At 26.0% G+C, this 16559-nt stretch carries 20 protein-coding genes, 1 tRNA gene and 1 riboswitch; of the genes, 7 read left to right on the top strand and 14 right to left on the bottom strand.

Annotation, left to right across the window (positions count from 1 at the left end):
• The first annotated feature begins 90 nt into the window (after nucleotides 1–90).
• Both Q0733_RS11510 and Q0733_RS11505 read left to right on the top strand, forming a co-directional pair.
• Entirely contained in the window at nucleotides 91–1302 is a 1212-nt protein-coding gene (locus tag Q0733_RS11510; RefSeq protein ID WP_298782391.1) for an MFS transporter, read from the top strand.
• Nucleotides 1303–1308: 6 nt separating this feature from the next.
• A complete protein-coding gene (locus tag Q0733_RS11505) occupies nucleotides 1309–1683 on the top strand; it encodes a VOC family protein (RefSeq protein WP_298782390.1) in 375 nt (124 codons plus the stop codon).
• A gap of 2 nt (nucleotides 1684–1685) precedes the next feature.
• Here Q0733_RS11505 and Q0733_RS11500 read toward each other — a convergent pair whose 3' ends face one another.
• Nucleotides 1686–2618, bottom strand: coding sequence for a calcium/sodium antiporter (locus Q0733_RS11500; RefSeq protein ID WP_298782389.1), 933 nt, complete (start codon nucleotides 2616–2618; stop codon nucleotides 1686–1688).
• A 496-nt stretch (nucleotides 2619–3114) separates the two neighbouring features.
• Here Q0733_RS11500 and Q0733_RS11495 point away from each other — a divergent pair, with 496 nt between their 5' ends.
• The 3 genes from Q0733_RS11495 to Q0733_RS11485 all read left to right on the top strand — a co-directional run bounded on the left by Q0733_RS11495 (nucleotide 3115) and on the right by Q0733_RS11485 (nucleotide 3633).
• Nucleotides 3115–3267 (top strand): SsrA-binding protein, encoded by a 153-nt coding sequence (locus Q0733_RS11495; RefSeq protein WP_298782388.1) that lies wholly within the window; start codon nucleotides 3115–3117, stop codon nucleotides 3265–3267.
• Between the two features lie 4 nt (nucleotides 3268–3271).
• Nucleotides 3272–3502: a DUF2007 domain-containing protein gene (locus Q0733_RS11490; protein ID WP_298782387.1), complete on the top strand. Its 231-nt coding sequence runs from the start codon at nucleotides 3272–3274 to the stop codon at nucleotides 3500–3502.
• 57 nt (nucleotides 3503–3559) lie between these two features.
• Nucleotides 3560–3633: transfer RNA gene (locus Q0733_RS11485), tRNA-Arg, on the top strand.
• A gap of 464 nt (nucleotides 3634–4097) precedes the next feature.
• On the opposite strand, the gene Q0733_RS11480 is transcribed toward Q0733_RS11485, so the two are convergent.
• The 4 genes from Q0733_RS11480 to Q0733_RS11465 form a co-directional block, all read right to left on the bottom strand.
• Nucleotides 4098–4460: a KTSC domain-containing protein gene (locus Q0733_RS11480; protein WP_298782386.1), complete on the bottom strand. Its 363-nt coding sequence runs from the start codon at nucleotides 4458–4460 to the stop codon at nucleotides 4098–4100.
• A 14-nt stretch (nucleotides 4461–4474) separates the two neighbouring features.
• Entirely contained in the window at nucleotides 4475–4828 is a 354-nt protein-coding gene (locus Q0733_RS11475; RefSeq protein ID WP_298782385.1) for a hypothetical protein, read from the bottom strand.
• 107 nt (nucleotides 4829–4935) lie between these two features.
• Nucleotides 4936–5391, bottom strand: a complete 456-nt coding sequence (locus tag Q0733_RS11470) for a hypothetical protein (protein WP_298782384.1) — start codon at nucleotides 5389–5391, stop codon at nucleotides 4936–4938.
• 3 nt (nucleotides 5392–5394) lie between these two features.
• Nucleotides 5395–5817, bottom strand: coding sequence for a lipocalin family protein (locus Q0733_RS11465; RefSeq protein ID WP_298782383.1), 423 nt, complete (start codon nucleotides 5815–5817; stop codon nucleotides 5395–5397).
• Between the two features lie 335 nt (nucleotides 5818–6152).
• Between Q0733_RS11465 and Q0733_RS11460 the strand changes: the two genes are divergently transcribed.
• Both Q0733_RS11460 and Q0733_RS11455 read left to right on the top strand, forming a co-directional pair.
• Entirely contained in the window at nucleotides 6153–8765 is a 2613-nt protein-coding gene (locus Q0733_RS11460; protein WP_298782382.1) for a P-loop NTPase fold protein, read from the top strand.
• A gap of 6 nt (nucleotides 8766–8771) precedes the next feature.
• Nucleotides 8772–9506: a hypothetical protein gene (locus tag Q0733_RS11455; protein ID WP_298782381.1), complete on the top strand. Its 735-nt coding sequence runs from the start codon at nucleotides 8772–8774 to the stop codon at nucleotides 9504–9506.
• Here the strand turns inward: Q0733_RS11455 and Q0733_RS11450 are convergent.
• From Q0733_RS11450 to prmA, 9 genes are all read right to left on the bottom strand, one after another.
• The gene (locus tag Q0733_RS11450; RefSeq protein ID WP_298782380.1) at nucleotides 9500–9925 is read right to left on the bottom strand and encodes a hypothetical protein; all 426 of its coding nucleotides are present in this window, start codon (nucleotides 9923–9925) and stop codon (nucleotides 9500–9502) included. The genes Q0733_RS11455 and Q0733_RS11450 overlap by 7 nt on opposite strands.
• A riboswitch (SAM-I-IV-variant riboswitch) is annotated at nucleotides 9916–10015 on the bottom strand. Its footprint overlaps the gene before it by 10 nt.
• 117 nt (nucleotides 10016–10132) lie before the next feature.
• A complete protein-coding gene (locus Q0733_RS11445) occupies nucleotides 10133–11353 on the bottom strand; it encodes a BT4734/BF3469 family protein (protein ID WP_298782379.1) in 1221 nt (406 codons plus the stop codon).
• Nucleotides 11354–11355: 2 nt separating this feature from the next.
• A complete protein-coding gene (locus Q0733_RS11440) occupies nucleotides 11356–11613 on the bottom strand; it encodes a hypothetical protein (protein ID WP_298782378.1) in 258 nt (85 codons plus the stop codon).
• A 3-nt stretch (nucleotides 11614–11616) separates the two neighbouring features.
• Nucleotides 11617–11895: a helix-turn-helix domain-containing protein gene (locus Q0733_RS11435; RefSeq protein WP_298782377.1), complete on the bottom strand. Its 279-nt coding sequence runs from the start codon at nucleotides 11893–11895 to the stop codon at nucleotides 11617–11619.
• A 149-nt stretch (nucleotides 11896–12044) separates the two neighbouring features.
• On the bottom strand, nucleotides 12045–13172 hold the full coding sequence (locus Q0733_RS11430; RefSeq protein WP_298782376.1) for a hypothetical protein: 1128 nt from the start codon (nucleotides 13170–13172) through the stop codon (nucleotides 12045–12047).
• The gene (locus tag Q0733_RS11425) at nucleotides 13172–14587 is read right to left on the bottom strand and encodes a phage integrase SAM-like domain-containing protein (protein WP_298782375.1); all 1416 of its coding nucleotides are present in this window, start codon (nucleotides 14585–14587) and stop codon (nucleotides 13172–13174) included. Before Q0733_RS11425 ends, Q0733_RS11430 begins: the two co-directional genes overlap by 1 nt.
• A gap of 504 nt (nucleotides 14588–15091) precedes the next feature.
• Nucleotides 15092–15364 (bottom strand): hypothetical protein, encoded by a 273-nt coding sequence (locus Q0733_RS11420; RefSeq protein WP_298782374.1) that lies wholly within the window; start codon nucleotides 15362–15364, stop codon nucleotides 15092–15094.
• Between the two features lie 3 nt (nucleotides 15365–15367).
• Complete coding sequence (locus Q0733_RS11415; RefSeq protein ID WP_298782373.1) at nucleotides 15368–15643, bottom strand: ATP-dependent Clp protease adaptor ClpS; 276 nt, start codon at nucleotides 15641–15643, stop codon at nucleotides 15368–15370.
• Nucleotides 15644–15666: 23 nt separating this feature from the next.
• On the bottom strand, nucleotides 15667–16503 hold the full coding sequence (prmA, locus tag Q0733_RS11410) for a 50S ribosomal protein L11 methyltransferase (protein ID WP_298782372.1): 837 nt from the start codon (nucleotides 16501–16503) through the stop codon (nucleotides 15667–15669).
• Nucleotides 16504–16559 lie beyond the last annotated feature (56 nt).

The following is a 16559-nucleotide window of genomic DNA, read 5'->3' as shown; positions in this document are numbered from 1 at the left end:
TATGTTTTGACAATATTAATATAAAATCAAACAATTATAAAAAGTCCGACTTCACAGTCGGACTTTTTATTTTTATACATTAACCAAACCATGAAAAATTTATTTAAAATTTACATCAACACTTTTAGAGGACTCTCTAAAGAAGTATGGTGGTTGTCATTAATAACTCTTATTAACAGAGCAGGTACAATGGTAATTCCTTTTTTGTCATTATATCTAACTAAGAGCCTTGATTTTTCTTTATCTGATGTTGGTTGGATTATGACTTTTTTTGGTTTAGGTTCTGTTGTTGGTACTTGGATTGGTGGTAAATTAACAGACAAAATTGGTTATTATAAAATAATGTTTGTAAGTTTAGTACTTACAGGAATTTTATTTGTTTTATTACAATATGTAACCACTTTTAAAGGTTTTTGTGCCGGAATATTTTTAGTAATGTTAGCGGCAGATTCTTTTAGACCAGCAATGTTTGTTGCTTTAAGTGCTTATAGTAAACCAGAAAATAAAACCAGATCTGTAACTTTAATACGTTTGGCAATTAATTTAGGTTTCTCAGCAGGACCAGCAGTTGGTGGTCTTATTATTACAGGAATAGGTTACCAAGGTTTGTTTTGGGTTGATGGTGTTACTTGTTTTTTAGCTTCCGTTTTGTTACTTAAAGTTTTACATCCGAAGAAAGCAAAAATCCAAGATGAAATAAAAGTAGAAGCCCCAGTTTCTGCCTATAAAGACAAACCTTTTTGGGTGTTTTTTATAGCGATGTTTATCTTTGGATTTGTCTTTTTGCAATACTTTTCTACAATGCCATTGTATTATAAAAATGCACGTTTTTTATCAGAATTAGAAATTGGTTTGTTAATGGGTTTCAACGGTTTTTTTATTTTCCTTCTAGAAATGCCTTTAATTAAATGGTTGGAAGACAGTAAAAATTCGAAAATAAAATTAGTTTTAATCGGTTTATTCTTAGTTGCTATGAGTTTTATTATTTTAAACTTAACTTCTTGGATTGGTGTTTTAATTGTTGGAATGTTGTTAATGACGGTTGGAGAAATGATTGCTTTTCCTTTTTCGAATGCGTTTGCCGTAGAAAGAGCTAAAAAGGGCAATCAAGGAGAATATATGGCTTTGTATGCAATTGCATTTTCATTATCACATATTTTTAGTCATAATGCAGGAATGCAAATGGTAAATAAATTTGGCTTTGAATTTACATGGAATGTAATTGCAGTTTTTGCTTTAACAGGTGTTGCTATCTTGTTTTATTTAATACGAATTTTAAAAAAAGAGAAAATTAAATTGTAAATAATTATGAACCTAAATCAAATAACAATTCCGTCTTTAGATGTTGAAGCTGCTACTAATTTTTATAAAGACCTAGGATTTAATTTAATTGTGGATGCACTACCAAAATATGTTAGGTTTGAAGTGCCAGATGGAGAAGCTACTTTTTCTATTCATAAAGTTAATGAACTTTTTGAAAAAGAGGGTGTTACAATCTATTTTGAAGATGATAAATTAGATGATTTAGTTGCTGAATTTCAACAAAAAGGAATTAAATTTTCTCAACTTCCAAAAAACCAACCTTGGTTATGGAGAGAAGCACATTTATATGATCTTGATAAGAACAAAATTATTTTATATAAAGCTGGTAATCATAGAAAAAATCCGCCTTGGAGAATCTAAAATTATAAAGTTAAATAGATAAATACACAATAAGAACATAATAAAAGCAAGCCTTCTTTTCTTCCTAAATTATATTTTTTTGGTAAGAACACAAGAGGTAAAATAATAAAAGAAATACCTAACATCCAAAAAATATCGCTAGATAACAATCTTTCGTCTGATAAAGAAATTGGAGTTATTATAGAAGTAATTCCTAAAACAGCCAAAATGTTAAAAATATTTGATCCAATTAAATTTCCAAGAGAAATTGCTTTTTCTTTTTTAATTACTGCTATTATTGATGCTGCTAACTCAGGCACACTTGTCCCTATTGAAACTATAGTAACTCCAATAATACGTTCAGTAACTCCAAAGTCTGTAGCTAAAGCTCTTGCTCCTTTAATTAATAATTCTGATCCTCCCCAAAGTCCTAAACCTCCTAATATTAAAAAAGCACTAATTTTAAAACCTCCTAAATGAATATCATTTTCATTAACTTCATCAGGAATTTCATTTTTTTGAGATCTTAATAAATAAACTAAAAATATAATTAAAAAAGAAAATAAAATAATTCCTTCATACTGTACAATTACTTTATCTTGAGAAAGAAATAGGAATAAAATTGCTGAAGCAATCATCATTACAGGCCAATCTAACTTAGCAAAACTTTTTTTTACGCTCATGTTTCCAAAAAGTAAAGTAATTCCTAAAACCAAGCCTAAATTTGCAATATTTGAGCCAATTACATTTCCTAAAGCTAAATCAGAAGAACCATTTAAAGCTGCATTTATACTAACAATAAGTTCTGGTGCAGAGGTAGCAAATGAAACAACAGTCATTCCAATTACAACTTTAGATATGTTTAATTTTAAAGATAATGCTACGGCCGATTTTAACAACCAGTTTCCACCTAAAATTAATAAAACTAAACCACTAATTATTAGTAAAAAATTCATGTAATTTATTTTTTACAAAGATACATTTTTATCACTTTAGGTTAAAAGGAAAAAATGAAAAGCCTTAAAAAGTGGTTTTGAAAGATGACTTTGCCTTTGCTTTTTTAAAAGTGTAAAAACTTTGCCATTATTTGCTAACAGTAATTAATGTTAATTGTAATTATAAATTTAAATTGATAATTATTTTATAGTATTATAGTTTATTATTAAAACAAAAAGTGTCTTTTTTGTTTTAAAAGTTAAATCAAATTAAAAGGTAAATTAAAAATTGTTTGCTGATGAAATTTAAAATCTTCTACTTTGAAAAACATAACAGAGATTACCACTATTTACTAACTAAAAACGTAGAAACAATGATTGTTATTTTATTAGAAGTATTAAACAAAATTTCAGAACTTATTTTTCAAATTCTATTCTAATTAATTGATTTAAGGCAACTAAAAATTTTGAAAAAGAGTTGTTTATTTTCATTAAATTTGATGTATAATCAAACCAAATGAAAAAAACTGTATTTAAAGCACTTGCTAAAATTAATAAATTGTTACTACCTTCTTTTACTAAAAAAAAGTTAGACATTACAAAAGCTTCAAAATTTCAATTAGCAATTATTGGTTGGAAAGCTTTTGTAACAATTAATTCATTAGATTAAAATTATGAAAAACGAGCATGAAAGAATATTCACAGGAACAAATATTATTGTTAACGGTTTAACAGTTCTTTTAGATGAAGAAAAAATTACTTATTTGATTAAAGATCAGTTTGAATCTGCTAGATTAGCTGGTTATGGAGCACATATGAATTCAGTAGAAATACATGTGTTAAATTCAGATATTGAAAAGGCAAATGAAACTGTAAAAAAATATGAAGAGAAAATAAACTTATAAAAATCAAGTTAAGTTTTCTAATTTAAAAAAATGCTATTATATTTGCAGCCCTTTTAAGGCCATGTGGCGCAACTGAATAGCGCACTTGATTACGGCTCAAGAGGTTGCAGGTTTGAATCCTGCCATGGTCACAATAAAAATCAGCAACTAATTGAATTTCAGTTAGTTGCTTTTTTGTTTCTTCGTTTTTAGCGCTAATTGTAACTATATTTGTAACGTAAATAATTTTAGCAATTGTATTTTAAATTTTTTACATAAACAAAACACTTGACAATTTGACAAAACAAGAAAAAAATATAATAGAATGCGTTTAAGTCAACAACTACAAGATGTTTGAAATTAAAGTACTTATTTTTCTTTTATTAAATCACGCCAAAAAAAGCATAGTTTCCTATACAGTATAAAAACATATATAGACGTACCATAATAAGCCGAGTACTCTCTCAAAAAAAAAGTTCAACTTTCTCAACCAAAAGTTAAAAATGCCGAACCCAGTACCCTAAAATAAATCGGTTTTCCTTTTTAACGAAGTAGGGGTGCATTTTACGATATACCCTAAACCCTCGTGTTTTCTAAAAATTTTTATAATATTTTTTTAGTATTGGTATCTGCCTTTGATGTTTGAAGTATAAAATCCACCGTAGGAATTAGCATTTTTAAACCCATACCATAAATTTACTGGTACATTCTTGTGTATGTATTCCTTATTCTTTTTAGTAGTCATTATTAAAAAACTTTTTGTTTCATCACAAGAATAATACTCAATACTTTTTATCCAAGAACTATCAGTATTTGCTTTTTCAGATAAACTAAAGTTAGTTTTTCTTATTTCAGATATTGCTTCTTTATAACCTATATTAAGCAAATCAATATTATTACAATTTTGACTGATACAACTATTTGAAAGCATTATAAAAATGCTGAAAAAAACTACCGTGATATAGGTCTGCTTTGACATAATTAAACTTTTTATTATTCTGTTAAAACCATTATATGTGTTATACCTTTGTTATTAGGTTCTTTAGAAATTGCATAAGCTGATTTACTCTTTTTATATACTATGTAGCCAATTTTATTAATCCCATTATATTCATACCCACGAGATAAAAGGTCGTCCTTTATATCTCTTACATTAAAGTTCTTTGTAAGAAATATTTCAATTACATTAGGAGTGTCTTTAGGGTTTAAAACTTTAACAATAATTGAACTATTGAAGTCATTATTAAATTTTCGTGCATAGGTGTTTGTGCGTTCATCACTTACATTTTTAAGTTTTTTAAACCCATATCCCTCAACCATATATTCATCCATTGGAACAAAAGACATCTTAACAAGTTTGTCTATTAAATTCAAATCTAATTTTTGTGCATTGATAAAATTAGCAAAACAAAGGGACAAGATTAATGTTATTACTTTTTTCATAGTTTGTACTTTTAAAAATATTTATCCAGTAGTAATTCTGCATCAATGCTACCGTGTTTCTTAGATAGTTTAAAGAGTTTCTTTGCTCTCTTTTTAAATTTTTTCTTTTTTGTTTGAACAAAGAAATGATAGTAAGAAATCCCTGCAACCAGTTCTAAAGAAGCATCATAATAACCAAGTTTTAATGATGAATTATAATACTCAATACATTTAGAAAACTTTTTGTTATTGTAGTTTTCTATTGCTAAATCTCTAAACTCAATAAACCGTTTCTCATTTAGTTTTTTTGCTCGTTCATTAGCTAAACGGTTTGCTTCTCTATTTTGTGCATTTACTTTTCCCCAGTATTGTAAACTGCTTGAAGTTCCGTTATTGATTGGTTTAAGTTGTTTGTATGCTCCTCCACCTTGTGAAAACGATAATGAAGTAAATAAAATAGCTGAAATTAGAATTAAAGTAGTTCTCATAGCTTATATTTTTTGATAAGTAAATCTTTCTAAAGTACCAGTATAAGTACCTACTTCATCATCATAAAAAGGCTCTACTATTAGAGTAGTCTCATTTAATGTAATAACATTGTAACGAATGGTATAAATACCATCACTAAAACTATTATCTTCGATATTTACTTCTAAAATATCAGCTTCAAAAGTATATTCTGCTGTACCTAATTGATAATCACAAGGAGGATTTATTAAGTCAAGAGATTGTACTGTTCCGTTTGCAAAAAATTCTATTGTTTCAGTTTGTGAGCAATTTGTATTTACTGGTTGTTCTTCCCACTTTGCAATAATTGAACTTGTTGATATTTCGTTGGTATCATCTGAATTTGAACAAGAACTGATAAGCAGGATAGTGAATAGTGTTAAGTAGGCGAAATTTATTCTTTTCATTTTTAAATTATTTTTCTTCACTTAACCCCTAAAGTGAAATTAAAGTTTATTGCATAAAAAAGACGTGGAGTTCAAACCAAGACTGTGAAAAGGTATCGCCAAACACCTGCAACAAATCAAGTACTACCCACGTCCAAAAACTGGACGAGAGCATAGACTTGTTATATTGTTGCTTTTTTAAAATTGGCGATTTTATTTCACAAATAACAGCTTACGCTTTCTAAAATATTTTATTTTTTACTTTTCTATAATCTATTCGTTTATAATTACCACAAAGATAGGGAATGTTAAAAACTTAATTGAGAATAATTTTAGCATTTGAATATCTTTGAGTTATGAAAAAAATTACTAAAATTCTTAATGAATTAAAATACACAATAATACTTTCTTGTTTAATTGTTGTTTTTTATGATTCTATATTATTAAAATACAACGATTTTATCACTAAACCAATACTTCAAAAAGTAGTAAGCAATACTTTTGTTGATATAATATTTACACTATTTTTAGTTTACATTTTATATACTTTTTTCAGAAAAATAAAAAATGATTACTATGTAAGAAGTAGTCATTTTATCTTTTGTTTAATAATTACCCTATTCTATATTTTTTTTAGAGTAAAGTACAGAAATGAGTTCTTATCGTTTCATAACTTATCAAGTCTAAAGTACTTTGATGTATTTTTATTTAGCTTTATTACTCCAATATTATTAAAAGTAATTTTTTATATAAAGAAGAAAAAAAGTAATACTAATGATAACCATCAATTACTTGATACACATATTAAATCTGAAAAACAAGACACCTTAAATAGAAGTCAAAAAGCTAAAAGAGTTTATAAAGAAATTCAAGAATTAAAATCCGAAGAAACATCAATTTCTATTGGAATAGTTGGAGAATGGGGAACAGGGAAAACGTCTTTTTTAGAAATGATAAAAGAGCAATTTAAAATTAATAAGAGTAAAGATTACATTCTTATTGACTTCAATCCTTGGTTAAACATTTCTTTAAATTCAATTTTACAAGATTTTTTTAACACTTTAGAAAAAAGTCTAAAAGAATATAGTTTTGATGTATCAAAGAATATCAGAAAATATTCCAATTCTGTATTAAGCATTCATAAAAATGATGTTACTGAATCCGTTTTAAAAGGTATTAATCTAATTTTAAAATCAAGCCTTACCGAAGAGTTTAATAATCTTAATGATTTACTAAAGAAATTAAATAAAAGGATTGTTATAATTATAGATGATTTTGATAGACTACAAGCAAATGAAATATTTGAAATTTTAAAACTCATAAGAAATACTGCTGGATTTGACACTTTTACTTATGTTGTTGCCTATGATAAAGAGTATTTAGTTAAATCATTAAATAACCATAATATACCAAATCCTGAAAAGTTTACAGAAAAGATTTTTTTAAGAGAAATAGAACTTTTACCTGTAACAAATATTCAAATTAACAATTCTTTAAAACAAGAATTACTTAAACATTTTCCAAATCAAAAAAATGATATTAATGACTTTTTCGATGGTTTAAGAAGACGGTTTTACCCAGTAACATCTACAGAAAATATTACTTGGTCTTTAAAGCATTTGAGAGACGTTAAAAGGTTTTTAAGTTCGTTTGTAAATGACTATCAAATAATAAAAGATGAAGTATATTTTAGAGACTATCTTATTATAAAACTTTTAAAGTTTAAGTTCTACAATGTTTATTCTTTACTTTATACGAATAGAGACGATTTTGTTGCTATAAAGAATGAGGGTAAAAAACCAAGATATATTCTAAAACCTCAAAAAGAGGGAGTAATTACAAGTTCTTATGATGAGTTTAAAGACTCTAAAATAGAAGTATATATCAAAGAATCTTTAAAATATAAAAATGAAGAATTAATATCAGTAGGAATATTGCTAAATAATTTGTTTACTAAATCCACTATTTATAAGCATAACCTTTCAATATCACAAGAGAGCAACTATTATAAATATTTTAAAGATGAATTGAGTAATGAAGATTTATCTATAAAGGAGTTTGAAAAAGTAATGACTTTACCCTATGAGGAAATTAAAATTAAGATGAATGATTGGTATAATAAAGGGAAACTTGAAAACGCAAGAGTTCATTTATACGACACTAACATATATGAACTAAAAAATAGAATGCAATATGAGAATTATATTAAATCAATGGTACACATCTCAAAATATAAAATAAAATCCATTAGAGGAGAGCAAATTTTATTTGGCTTTGATTTTAGTATTTTATGGAATAAAATAAATAACAGAAGAAACCGTATCGTAGAAAAGTATTATTCTAATGTAAATGAACTGAAAAAATTTATACAATCTATCTTTGAAGAAGCTGAAAGCCCCTATAGATATGAAGCTGATTTGTGTTACTATATAGATGATTTTATTGACATTAATTCTGATTTAATTGATAGAGAAACTGTAAGGAATTATTTAGTAACTTATTTTAAAAAATACACCTCTAAACTTCAAAAAACAGATGAAAACTTTTGGACTCTCTTTTACTTGTGTAAAATAGGAAATCATATAAAGACTAGTAGTAACACTTGGATAAAGCAAAATGTATATCTTGATGATGCTATTAAGGTTTTTAAAAACTATATGATTAAAAATTTAGATTATTTTTTAGTCATTTTTGTTAGTACTCAACCTTTTTATGGAGATAGAACAGAGGACTTTAAAACTGGAGTTGATGAAATTGCTAAATCAATATTTGGTTCATTTGAAAAATTTCTTGAATTTTTAAAGTCTGATGAATTAAAGAATAATTTAATTGCTCCATCTGAATTTTTAGAAGAATTTACAACTTTTACCGAGCAATACATAGAAAAGGGAATGATGTTACCTTTTAAATTTACATACATCCCAGTACTTGAAAAATTAGATGCAATTATAAAAAGACAAAATTATTAAACAGTTATGAAAACATTTAACGAATCATTTGAAGAGTTTAATAAAGAATACTCTTATGAAAAATTATTTTTAAACAATATTCAGAGTTTCTTTTTAAATCGTGAGTTTAAAATCGTTATGATTGTTGTTTTGTTATTTATAACTATCGGAGCAGTTACAAATCAATTCTCAATCTATAAATGGACTGGTGTAGTATTTGTGTTAATTAGTGCTGTTTTATATCTTTATTTAGTTTTAAAACAGAGTTTTATTGCTCGAAAGGAATTGAAAGCCCAAGGAAATGATATGCCAATTCCATTTTATTTTTGGAATTGGAAATCAGAAGAACTAAACAGCATAAGGATTCACAAAATATACTTAAAAGAGTTAAAAACTAAATCATCATTAATTCAAATGCGAATTGATATAGCAAAATCGCTTCTTAACAGAACACACAAAGACCCTTTTGTTTTTTTTGAAAAATACATAGAATATTCTGGAAAGTCCATTATAGCTTTAATTGTATTAATACTGGTTTTTGAATTAAAAAACGATTACACTTCGATTAAAATAAATGAGACATTTAAAACAATTTTAGTATTATTTATATTTATTGGAGCTTTCATTTTTTTTTGGAGGTTTTTATTCAAAAAGGCATACTTTGATGATTTGGAAAATAAAAACAAAAAATTAAAAGATTATATATATGTAATGGAAAACATTCTATTATTAAGACATCAGCAAGTTAAAAATAATCAATGATTGTTAAGAAATATTTTAAATTTATACGGTATTTTCAAATTAAAACACTTCAAATACCAGTAGTAAACAACCTTATGTAAAACCCTGTTTTGCACATTTAAAACAGCTTTAGTATTGTATGTAGAAGTGTTTTTAAAATACAATACTGCTATACACTGATTGTTTTTCAATTTACTGTATTCAATTTCATTATACATATACCAGTTTTTAGTATTAATGTTATCAAACATTAAAAAAGAAGTAAGACCTTTAATCTTAAAATCATAAAGCTCTTTTTCTTCAAAAACACTACTAACATTAATACTATCTACTGCTAAATGATGAAAAACTAAATCATAATCATGGTAAACTTTAAAAAGGGTTTTTACATCTTCCTCTTTAACAGTTTTCTCTAATAAAAATTGAAGTAAGTTAAACATACTTTTCCTGAGTTAAGGCTCATTGTTAAACCACCTTCCCCTGTTTTGGGAGGTTGGTATCTCAAAATATTGAGATTCGTAATGATTAAGCAAAACTATAAAATGTTTTTAAGCTAACAATATTTAAAAGCAGATAATTCAAAACAGCCTCTACAAGGGGTTTTAATTTTTGAACTTACCAAAACCCTATTTAATGTTTAAACTACTCTAATTTATTAGTTGTGCAGGGGTATTTTGACCTAATTTTAATAACTTGTATTGTTCTTTTATATCTGCAATTTGACTTTTAAACAATTTGTAATACTTTTCAATAGTTCCAATACTTTTTCCTGTTACAACCTTTAATTTTGTTTGACTAATTGAGCCTTGTTTTTTTACATCCCAGTTATCAATACAATTAGCAATCTCTTTAATTGTTTTTTCTGAAAGTGCTTGACCATTTTTAGTGTTTACAATTTTCATCTTTTGCTTATGAGTAAGATTAAAAACAGGGTTAAATAAAAACCTACGAGGACTATTTAAAATTGGTTCTATATCTTCTAAATTTATCACGTTTTCAGCAATATTATATATCTCTTCATCTTTAAGTGTTGGTTTACAGCAATTAATATTTATGCTATCAATTAAAGCCTTTAAATGTGCAAATGCAATACAAGGATTTAAGGCTCTAATTTGATAAGTTATAGCTGATATAATTGAGTTTCTGCTTCCTGCTTTTATTTTTCTTGGTATTATTACAGAAGCCATTAACTTTTTTTCATCTTTAAAATGTAAATACTCTTTACCTTTAAAATCTACCTCATCAAAATTATTAAACCTTAATATTAAATTTTCCCCTATCACGTCATTACCCTTTCTTTTTTTTATAATATTTAATGACGTGTTGGGGGTGTTTTCTAAATAAGGGTTGTTATCACAAATCCAAGTAATAGCATCTTCATTAAAATAAATATCTTTATCAAAACTATGTAATGTTGGTTGAGTAGGTTTAGCTGCTCTAATATCTACATCAATATTTAATTCTTTAGCTATTGCTAAATAAGTGTCTTTAAAATTATCAATAGTTAAATTCTCAACTCTTACTAATATCCCTCTACCATTATTTGATATTGACAACCACGATGCAAATACATAAGGGTTGTTTAAATCAATATCTGTACTTTTATCTACATCTAAATAAATCAACCCTGTTGGTTCAATAATATTATCATTTCTTCTTTTCTCTTTAAATCTGAAATTGAGAGCAAAACAAGGTAGTTTAGCTTTTAAACTATCGTAAGTTTCTTTACAGTTATGATAATAAGACCTTGTTTGCTCTATTCTTTTTTGAGTTTTTGAATCAGGATTTTTAATTACTTCTACAAACTCATAAATGTCAATTTCTTTTAAAACTGTTGAAGATTTTAAACGCTCAAAACAACTAATCATAACTACCTGTTTAATTGATTGAACTTATTGACTGCTTTATCTAAATCGTGGTACGTCCAAGCCCATAAACCGAATGCTTTTGACGTTGGGTAGCAATGACGTATAGAATTAGTTTTAGCTTTCTTTTTAAAGACCTCATAATAGGTTGAGCATCCAGTATCTACCTTGTAGATATATGCTTTATTTGATTGTTTAATTTGAGTAAATAAATTCCCTTTTACTTCTCCTTTGCCTATGAAATTATTTTGCAATGCTTTCATAGATTAAGAGTTTAGTTTTACGATTGATTTTTCTACTTCACTCTTTTTATAATATACACTACCACCATTCCAATATTTATTAAGAATGCCTTTTTCTGTTCTTCTATGAACAGTAGAAATATTTACTTTTAATAATTTGGCTACTTGTTTTGGTGTTAATAATTCATCTTCTTTTTTAGGTTTAAACATTTCTAAAAAAGATGCTAATTCTACTTTAACAACTTTTTTAATAAGTCGCTCTAAATTTTCAGGTGTTACCTGAACAATACTTAATTCATTCATAATATTTATGTTTAAAATTTATGAATGCAAAAAGTTGAGGATTTAATGGGTTAGCTATTTTTTTGAAACGATTTAAAAATAAAGAAACCTCTATAAATAGAAGTTTAAAGGCATTACTACAATAAATTAATGAGGATTTTTTGAGGACTTTATCTTAAAACATCAATTATTGAGTTAAGTCTTGCTGTATTTTGTTGTTTTCTTGTTACATCTTTTTTAGTGTTACTTCTCATTTTTACAATAGCATCTTTATTTTTATCTACCCCATTAATAGTAAATCTATCAGCCCACCATTGATTATATTTATTTCTGTGAGCAATATCTGAAATAAAGTAAGGGTACATCTGATTTATTAGATATGCAAAGTCATTAATTGTTCCATTTCTTAAATTTACTTTTTGTGTTGGCTCATAATTCAAAGTGAAAATACTTGTAATATCTTCTAATTGTATTGATTTTTCTAAAAAATCTTCTAATTCAAAATACAACCTTTCTAATTTATTCAAATCTCTATCTCCAAAAACAGTTAAAGGGTTTTCTTTTTTAGGGGTATGTATTTTTAAGAATAAATGAGTACTCTCTAATTCTTTAATTATTCTTAATAAGTAACTTTCTTGTAGATTTAGTAAATCAATTTCTTGATATAAATCAAATATATCCATATCTTTACTTTGATTTTTTTCTATGAATTTTCGTAACTGGTCTATCCTTTTAGTTATTTCTTTTAACTCTCTATTTACTTTACCAACAAATAAAAACATCTCTTCTTTATAGTTTGAGTTTGTTAATTGTTGTTCATTAAAATAATTTATAATTTCTACAAAAGACTTCTTTAAAATATTTTCAAATTGATTATGAGTAAAAACCTCAATCGGATAGTCTTGTGTTGGGTTTAATATTAAAAACCTATTGTTAGCTTTTTCAATCAAAAATTCTTTATAAAGTTCCAATCCCTTTAATTGCTCTCTGTAGTCTATTAGTATTTGATTTCTTAAATTGATTAAGAAGTCCTTTCTTGATAATATTTTAAGTCTTTCACTTCTAAAACTTCTACTTCTTTTTGTTTCTATAAAATGAATAGCTACCTTTATTTTATCTTGAATAGGTTTTAATACTTTTAAATTTATTGCTGTTACAAAAATACCTTTTGAAGTATCTAAAAGAATACCCAATAACTCTTCTTTGATTTTATTTTCCAATAAGCTGTAATCATCTTTATTTTTAACATCATCAATTTTTTCAATTAAAGATGATACTTTTTTTAGTTGCTCTTTCATTATTCTACTTTACGGAGTTTAGGCTGTTTTCTATTTTCATGAAACTCTGCCATAGATTTAAAACCTCTACCTATATTTTTATCATCGTGTACATCAATATATTCCTTTAGTATTTTTTCAGTAGTATGCCCAGTAACTTGCATTATTAATTCTTTATCAATTTTACCGTAATAATTGGTAGCAAAAGAACGTCTAAATGTTCTTGTAGTGATTAGTTTATATTTTGGATAAAAACTTCTTACATCTCTTCTTTGCTCTTTTCCGTTAATAATTACTGATAAAGATAAATCCCCCTCTGTCATTACATCTATTTTTGCCAATCTACATACTTTTTTAAGATTTCTGTTTAATACTATATCTTCATTATCAGTATAAGTGTTTTTTGGTAAGCCATATTTTTTAAAAAAGTATTGCAATCTCTCTGTTTTTGTTATCTGAACCCACTTGTTTGTTTTACTGGTTTTGAACTCCCAGTATTCAAAATTATCAATAGACTTCTTTAGATTTTTATCTACTAATTGGTTAAAATCAGAAAAACGTAAACCAGTTTCACATCCAATTAAAATACTTTTTTGTACTTCTCTTAACTCCTCATTATTCTTAAAATCTAAATTATCAATCAAATCTAACTCGTCAAAATCAAGCGTAACAACAATTTTATCTTTAATTAGTTCTCTTTCCTTTGCATTGGTAAATTTAATATAAGGTAGTTGTTTGTGAACAACAATAACATCATCTGTGTCATTTGAATAACAATACTCAACGGCTCTTTTAATTCTTTTTAAGTGTCCAACTACTGTTGATAGTTTATATTGTTTATCAATAGTAGCCCAGTTTTTAAAAACATCAACAAATTGTTGGTTAAAATCTTTAGTTTTTATTATTATTCTTTTTTCATTTTGAAAATCATTTAACCAGTTATAAGTTGTTACAAACTTTTTTAACTCGTCTCTATTTGATTGGTATTTAACTTGAATTTCTTTAACCGTATTTAAAAGTAGGTTTTTTCGCTTTATTTCTAATTCTAATTCTCGTTGTTTATTATTCTTTATTTCCTCATTAAGAATAGCTTCTTTACCCTCTATTACATTACTGTGCTTAATAATAGCCTGTTTAAACCAGTCTTTAGTAATTGCTACACCATTATTCAAATCTTGAATTAACTGCTTTTCTAATTTATCTTTAAATTCTGATAAAATAGCCTTATGCTCTTTAATATCTGAATAACCTTTTAAATCTTCAACCTTTTTATGCTTACTTACTGGTTTGCCATTTTTGGTTGTTCTATAAATCCAGTATTCCCTCTTTGAGATGTAAGGAGTACTTAAAGTATAATCTATGTTTTTATGTATTAATCTTATAGATACTTTACTGCTATCTTTCTTACTTCTGTAATAAAACGAGAAACTTGCCATAATCTTAAATTTACAATTCGTTACAAAGATAAAAAATGTAACGTAATTTGTAACGATTATTTGCAATAAACTAGAGCAAGTTGCAATTTAAAAAACATAAAAACCTTTATTTATAAGTATTTTATAGCATATCTGTGTTTTATATTATTTCAGCCAATTGCATTATTTGAATCCTGCCATGGTCACTTTTTTATAAAACCTTTAAAATCAATTGATTTTAAAGGTTTTTTTTACTTTAATTGTGTTACAAATATTGGTATAAATATTTTTAATAAAATTAAAAAGACCCTAAACAGATGTTTAGGGTCTTTTTGTCTAACCAAACTTAGTATAAAACTAACTACTACTATCTTCTTTTCTTTTTCAATATTTTTTTAAGACTTGAAGTTTGAGGACAATATTTTTTTAATCTTTATTTTATGTTCTTATACTTAAGACACATTTAATTTTAATAAGTCACATAAAAACTTTTATAAAATAAAAAAACTCGAATTTTATTCGAGTTTAGCCTAAATATTGTCTAATTGCAATCCTATGTTCCGGAATGCTTTTGTCATAGTTTTCTACCAGTAACTCTAGTATTTCTGGGGGTTTAACTGCTATTTCTTTTCGGTTTAAATATTTTGAAACATATAAAGTATACATTTTATTTTTTTTTTCAAAAATTAGGTAATGCGTAGGGTTTATTTCAGAATAAGCAATTTCATTTCCTGAAAAAGTGTTTGATTGATCAATTTTAAAGTCAGAAAATTGAAAATATTTTAATACATTTTCCATAAATTATATCAATTCTGCAGATAAACCTAATTGTAATAATTTAGAACATCTAGGTTCTAAATCTTTAAACTCACCAGATTTTACTGTGCATTTTCCTTTATAATGAACCAATGTTGCACATTGTTCTGCTTGTTCTAAAGTATGATCGCAAACATCAACTAAAGAATCAATAACATGGTCAAAAGTGTTTACATCATCATTATGTAATACTATTTCATGCTGAAATACTTCTTGTTCTAATATATCTACTTCTTCTTTAATTTTTTCTTTTGTGCTCATGCTATAAAAATAAAAATTTTTTTTTACTCTTTGTTATATTTTAAGGCAACCCAATTATTTTTTTGAATAAAAGTTTCTAATTTTAAACCATATTTGGAAACTTCTGCATCAATAATTGGTATATCTTCTTCATAAAAACCGCTTAATAAAAGTGTACCTTTTTTTGCTAAACAATTTGTGTACACTTTCATATCCATCAATAAAATATTTCTGTTGATGTTGGCAATAATTACTTCATATTCTTTATTGATTAAAAGTGATGAATCTCCTTCATAAACGTCAATATTTTTGCAATTATTACGCTCTACATTTTCTAAAGAATTTTCATAACACCAATTATCAATATCAATTGCATCAATAGGTTTTGCACCTTTCATTTCAGCAAAAATCGCTAAAATTCCTGTGCCACAACCCATATCTAAAACTTTTTTGTTTTCTAAATCTAGTTGTAATAAATGCTCAATCATCATATGAGTTGTTTCATGATGACCTGTTCCAAAACTCATTTTAGGTTCAATTATTATATCGTACTTTAAATTTGGGTTTTCATGAAATGGAGCTCTAATACTAACTAAATTATTTACTTGAATAGGAGAGAAGTTCTTTTCCCATTCTGCATTCCAATTAGTTTGAGCTACTTCTTTTTGATTGTATTCGATTGAAAACTCATCAGAATTTAAAACAAATATATCTTCTAAGATAGTTGCATTCCATTCTTCTTTTTGAATATAGGCAGTAACTCCGTTTTCGTTTTCAACAAAACTTTCAAACCCAATTGCTCCTAGTTCGGCAATTAAAATTTCTGTAGCAGGTTCTTTTGGAGAAACTGTAAAATTGTATTCTAAATAAATATTGTCCATAAAAAAAGCATCAAGATTTTAAATCTTGATGCAAATTTATTAGTTTTATAAAGAAG

The sequence above is a fragment of the uncultured Polaribacter sp. genome, assembly GCF_947500975.1.
Classification (GTDB): Bacteria; Bacteroidota; Bacteroidia; order Flavobacteriales; family Flavobacteriaceae; genus Polaribacter.
Note: the sequence above shows the minus strand (reverse complement) of the source record. Positions and strands in the feature narration are given on the sequence as shown.

Bases quoted from the DNA above. Each gene is read 5' to 3' on its own strand.
- Q0733_RS11425 (WP_298782375.1), bottom strand. From the start codon at position 14,587: ATGGCAAGTTTCTCGTTTTATTACAGAAGTAAGAAAGATAGCAGTAAA.
- Q0733_RS11450 (WP_298782380.1), bottom strand. From the start codon at position 9,925: ATGTTTAACTTACTTCAATTTTTATTAGAGAAAACTGTTAAAGAGGAA.
- Q0733_RS11490 (WP_298782387.1), top strand. From the start codon at position 3,272: ATGAAAAACGAGCATGAAAGAATATTCACAGGAACAAATATTATTGTT.
- Q0733_RS11435 (WP_298782377.1), bottom strand. From the start codon at position 11,895: ATGAATGAATTAAGTATTGTTCAGGTAACACCTGAAAATTTAGAGCGA.
- Q0733_RS11455 (WP_298782381.1), top strand. From the start codon at position 8,772: ATGAAAACATTTAACGAATCATTTGAAGAGTTTAATAAAGAATACTCT.
- Q0733_RS11500 (WP_298782389.1), bottom strand. From the start codon at position 2,618: ATGAATTTTTTACTAATAATTAGTGGTTTAGTTTTATTAATTTTAGGT.
- Q0733_RS11415 (WP_298782373.1), bottom strand. From the start codon at position 15,643: ATGAGCACAAAAGAAAAAATTAAAGAAGAAGTAGATATATTAGAACAA.
- Q0733_RS11460 (WP_298782382.1), top strand. From the start codon at position 6,153: ATGAAAAAAATTACTAAAATTCTTAATGAATTAAAATACACAATAATA.
- Q0733_RS11465 (WP_298782383.1), bottom strand. From the start codon at position 5,817: ATGAAAAGAATAAATTTCGCCTACTTAACACTATTCACTATCCTGCTT.
- Q0733_RS11445 (WP_298782379.1), bottom strand. From the start codon at position 11,353: ATGATTAGTTGTTTTGAGCGTTTAAAATCTTCAACAGTTTTAAAAGAA.
- Q0733_RS11420 (WP_298782374.1), bottom strand. From the start codon at position 15,364: ATGGAAAATGTATTAAAATATTTTCAATTTTCTGACTTTAAAATTGAT.
- Q0733_RS11480 (WP_298782386.1), bottom strand. From the start codon at position 4,460: ATGTCAAAGCAGACCTATATCACGGTAGTTTTTTTCAGCATTTTTATA.
- Q0733_RS11510 (WP_298782391.1), top strand. From the start codon at position 91: ATGAAAAATTTATTTAAAATTTACATCAACACTTTTAGAGGACTCTCT.
- prmA (WP_298782372.1), bottom strand. From the start codon at position 16,503: ATGGACAATATTTATTTAGAATACAATTTTACAGTTTCTCCAAAAGAA.
- Q0733_RS11430 (WP_298782376.1), bottom strand. From the start codon at position 13,172: ATGAAAGAGCAACTAAAAAAAGTATCATCTTTAATTGAAAAAATTGAT.
- Q0733_RS11470 (WP_298782384.1), bottom strand. From the start codon at position 5,391: ATGAGAACTACTTTAATTCTAATTTCAGCTATTTTATTTACTTCATTA.
- Q0733_RS11505 (WP_298782390.1), top strand. From the start codon at position 1,309: ATGAACCTAAATCAAATAACAATTCCGTCTTTAGATGTTGAAGCTGCT.
- Q0733_RS11475 (WP_298782385.1), bottom strand. From the start codon at position 4,828: ATGTCTTTTGTTCCAATGGATGAATATATGGTTGAGGGATATGGGTTT.
- Q0733_RS11440 (WP_298782378.1), bottom strand. From the start codon at position 11,613: ATGAAAGCATTGCAAAATAATTTCATAGGCAAAGGAGAAGTAAAAGGG.
- Q0733_RS11495 (WP_298782388.1), top strand. From the start codon at position 3,115: ATGAAAAAAACTGTATTTAAAGCACTTGCTAAAATTAATAAATTGTTA.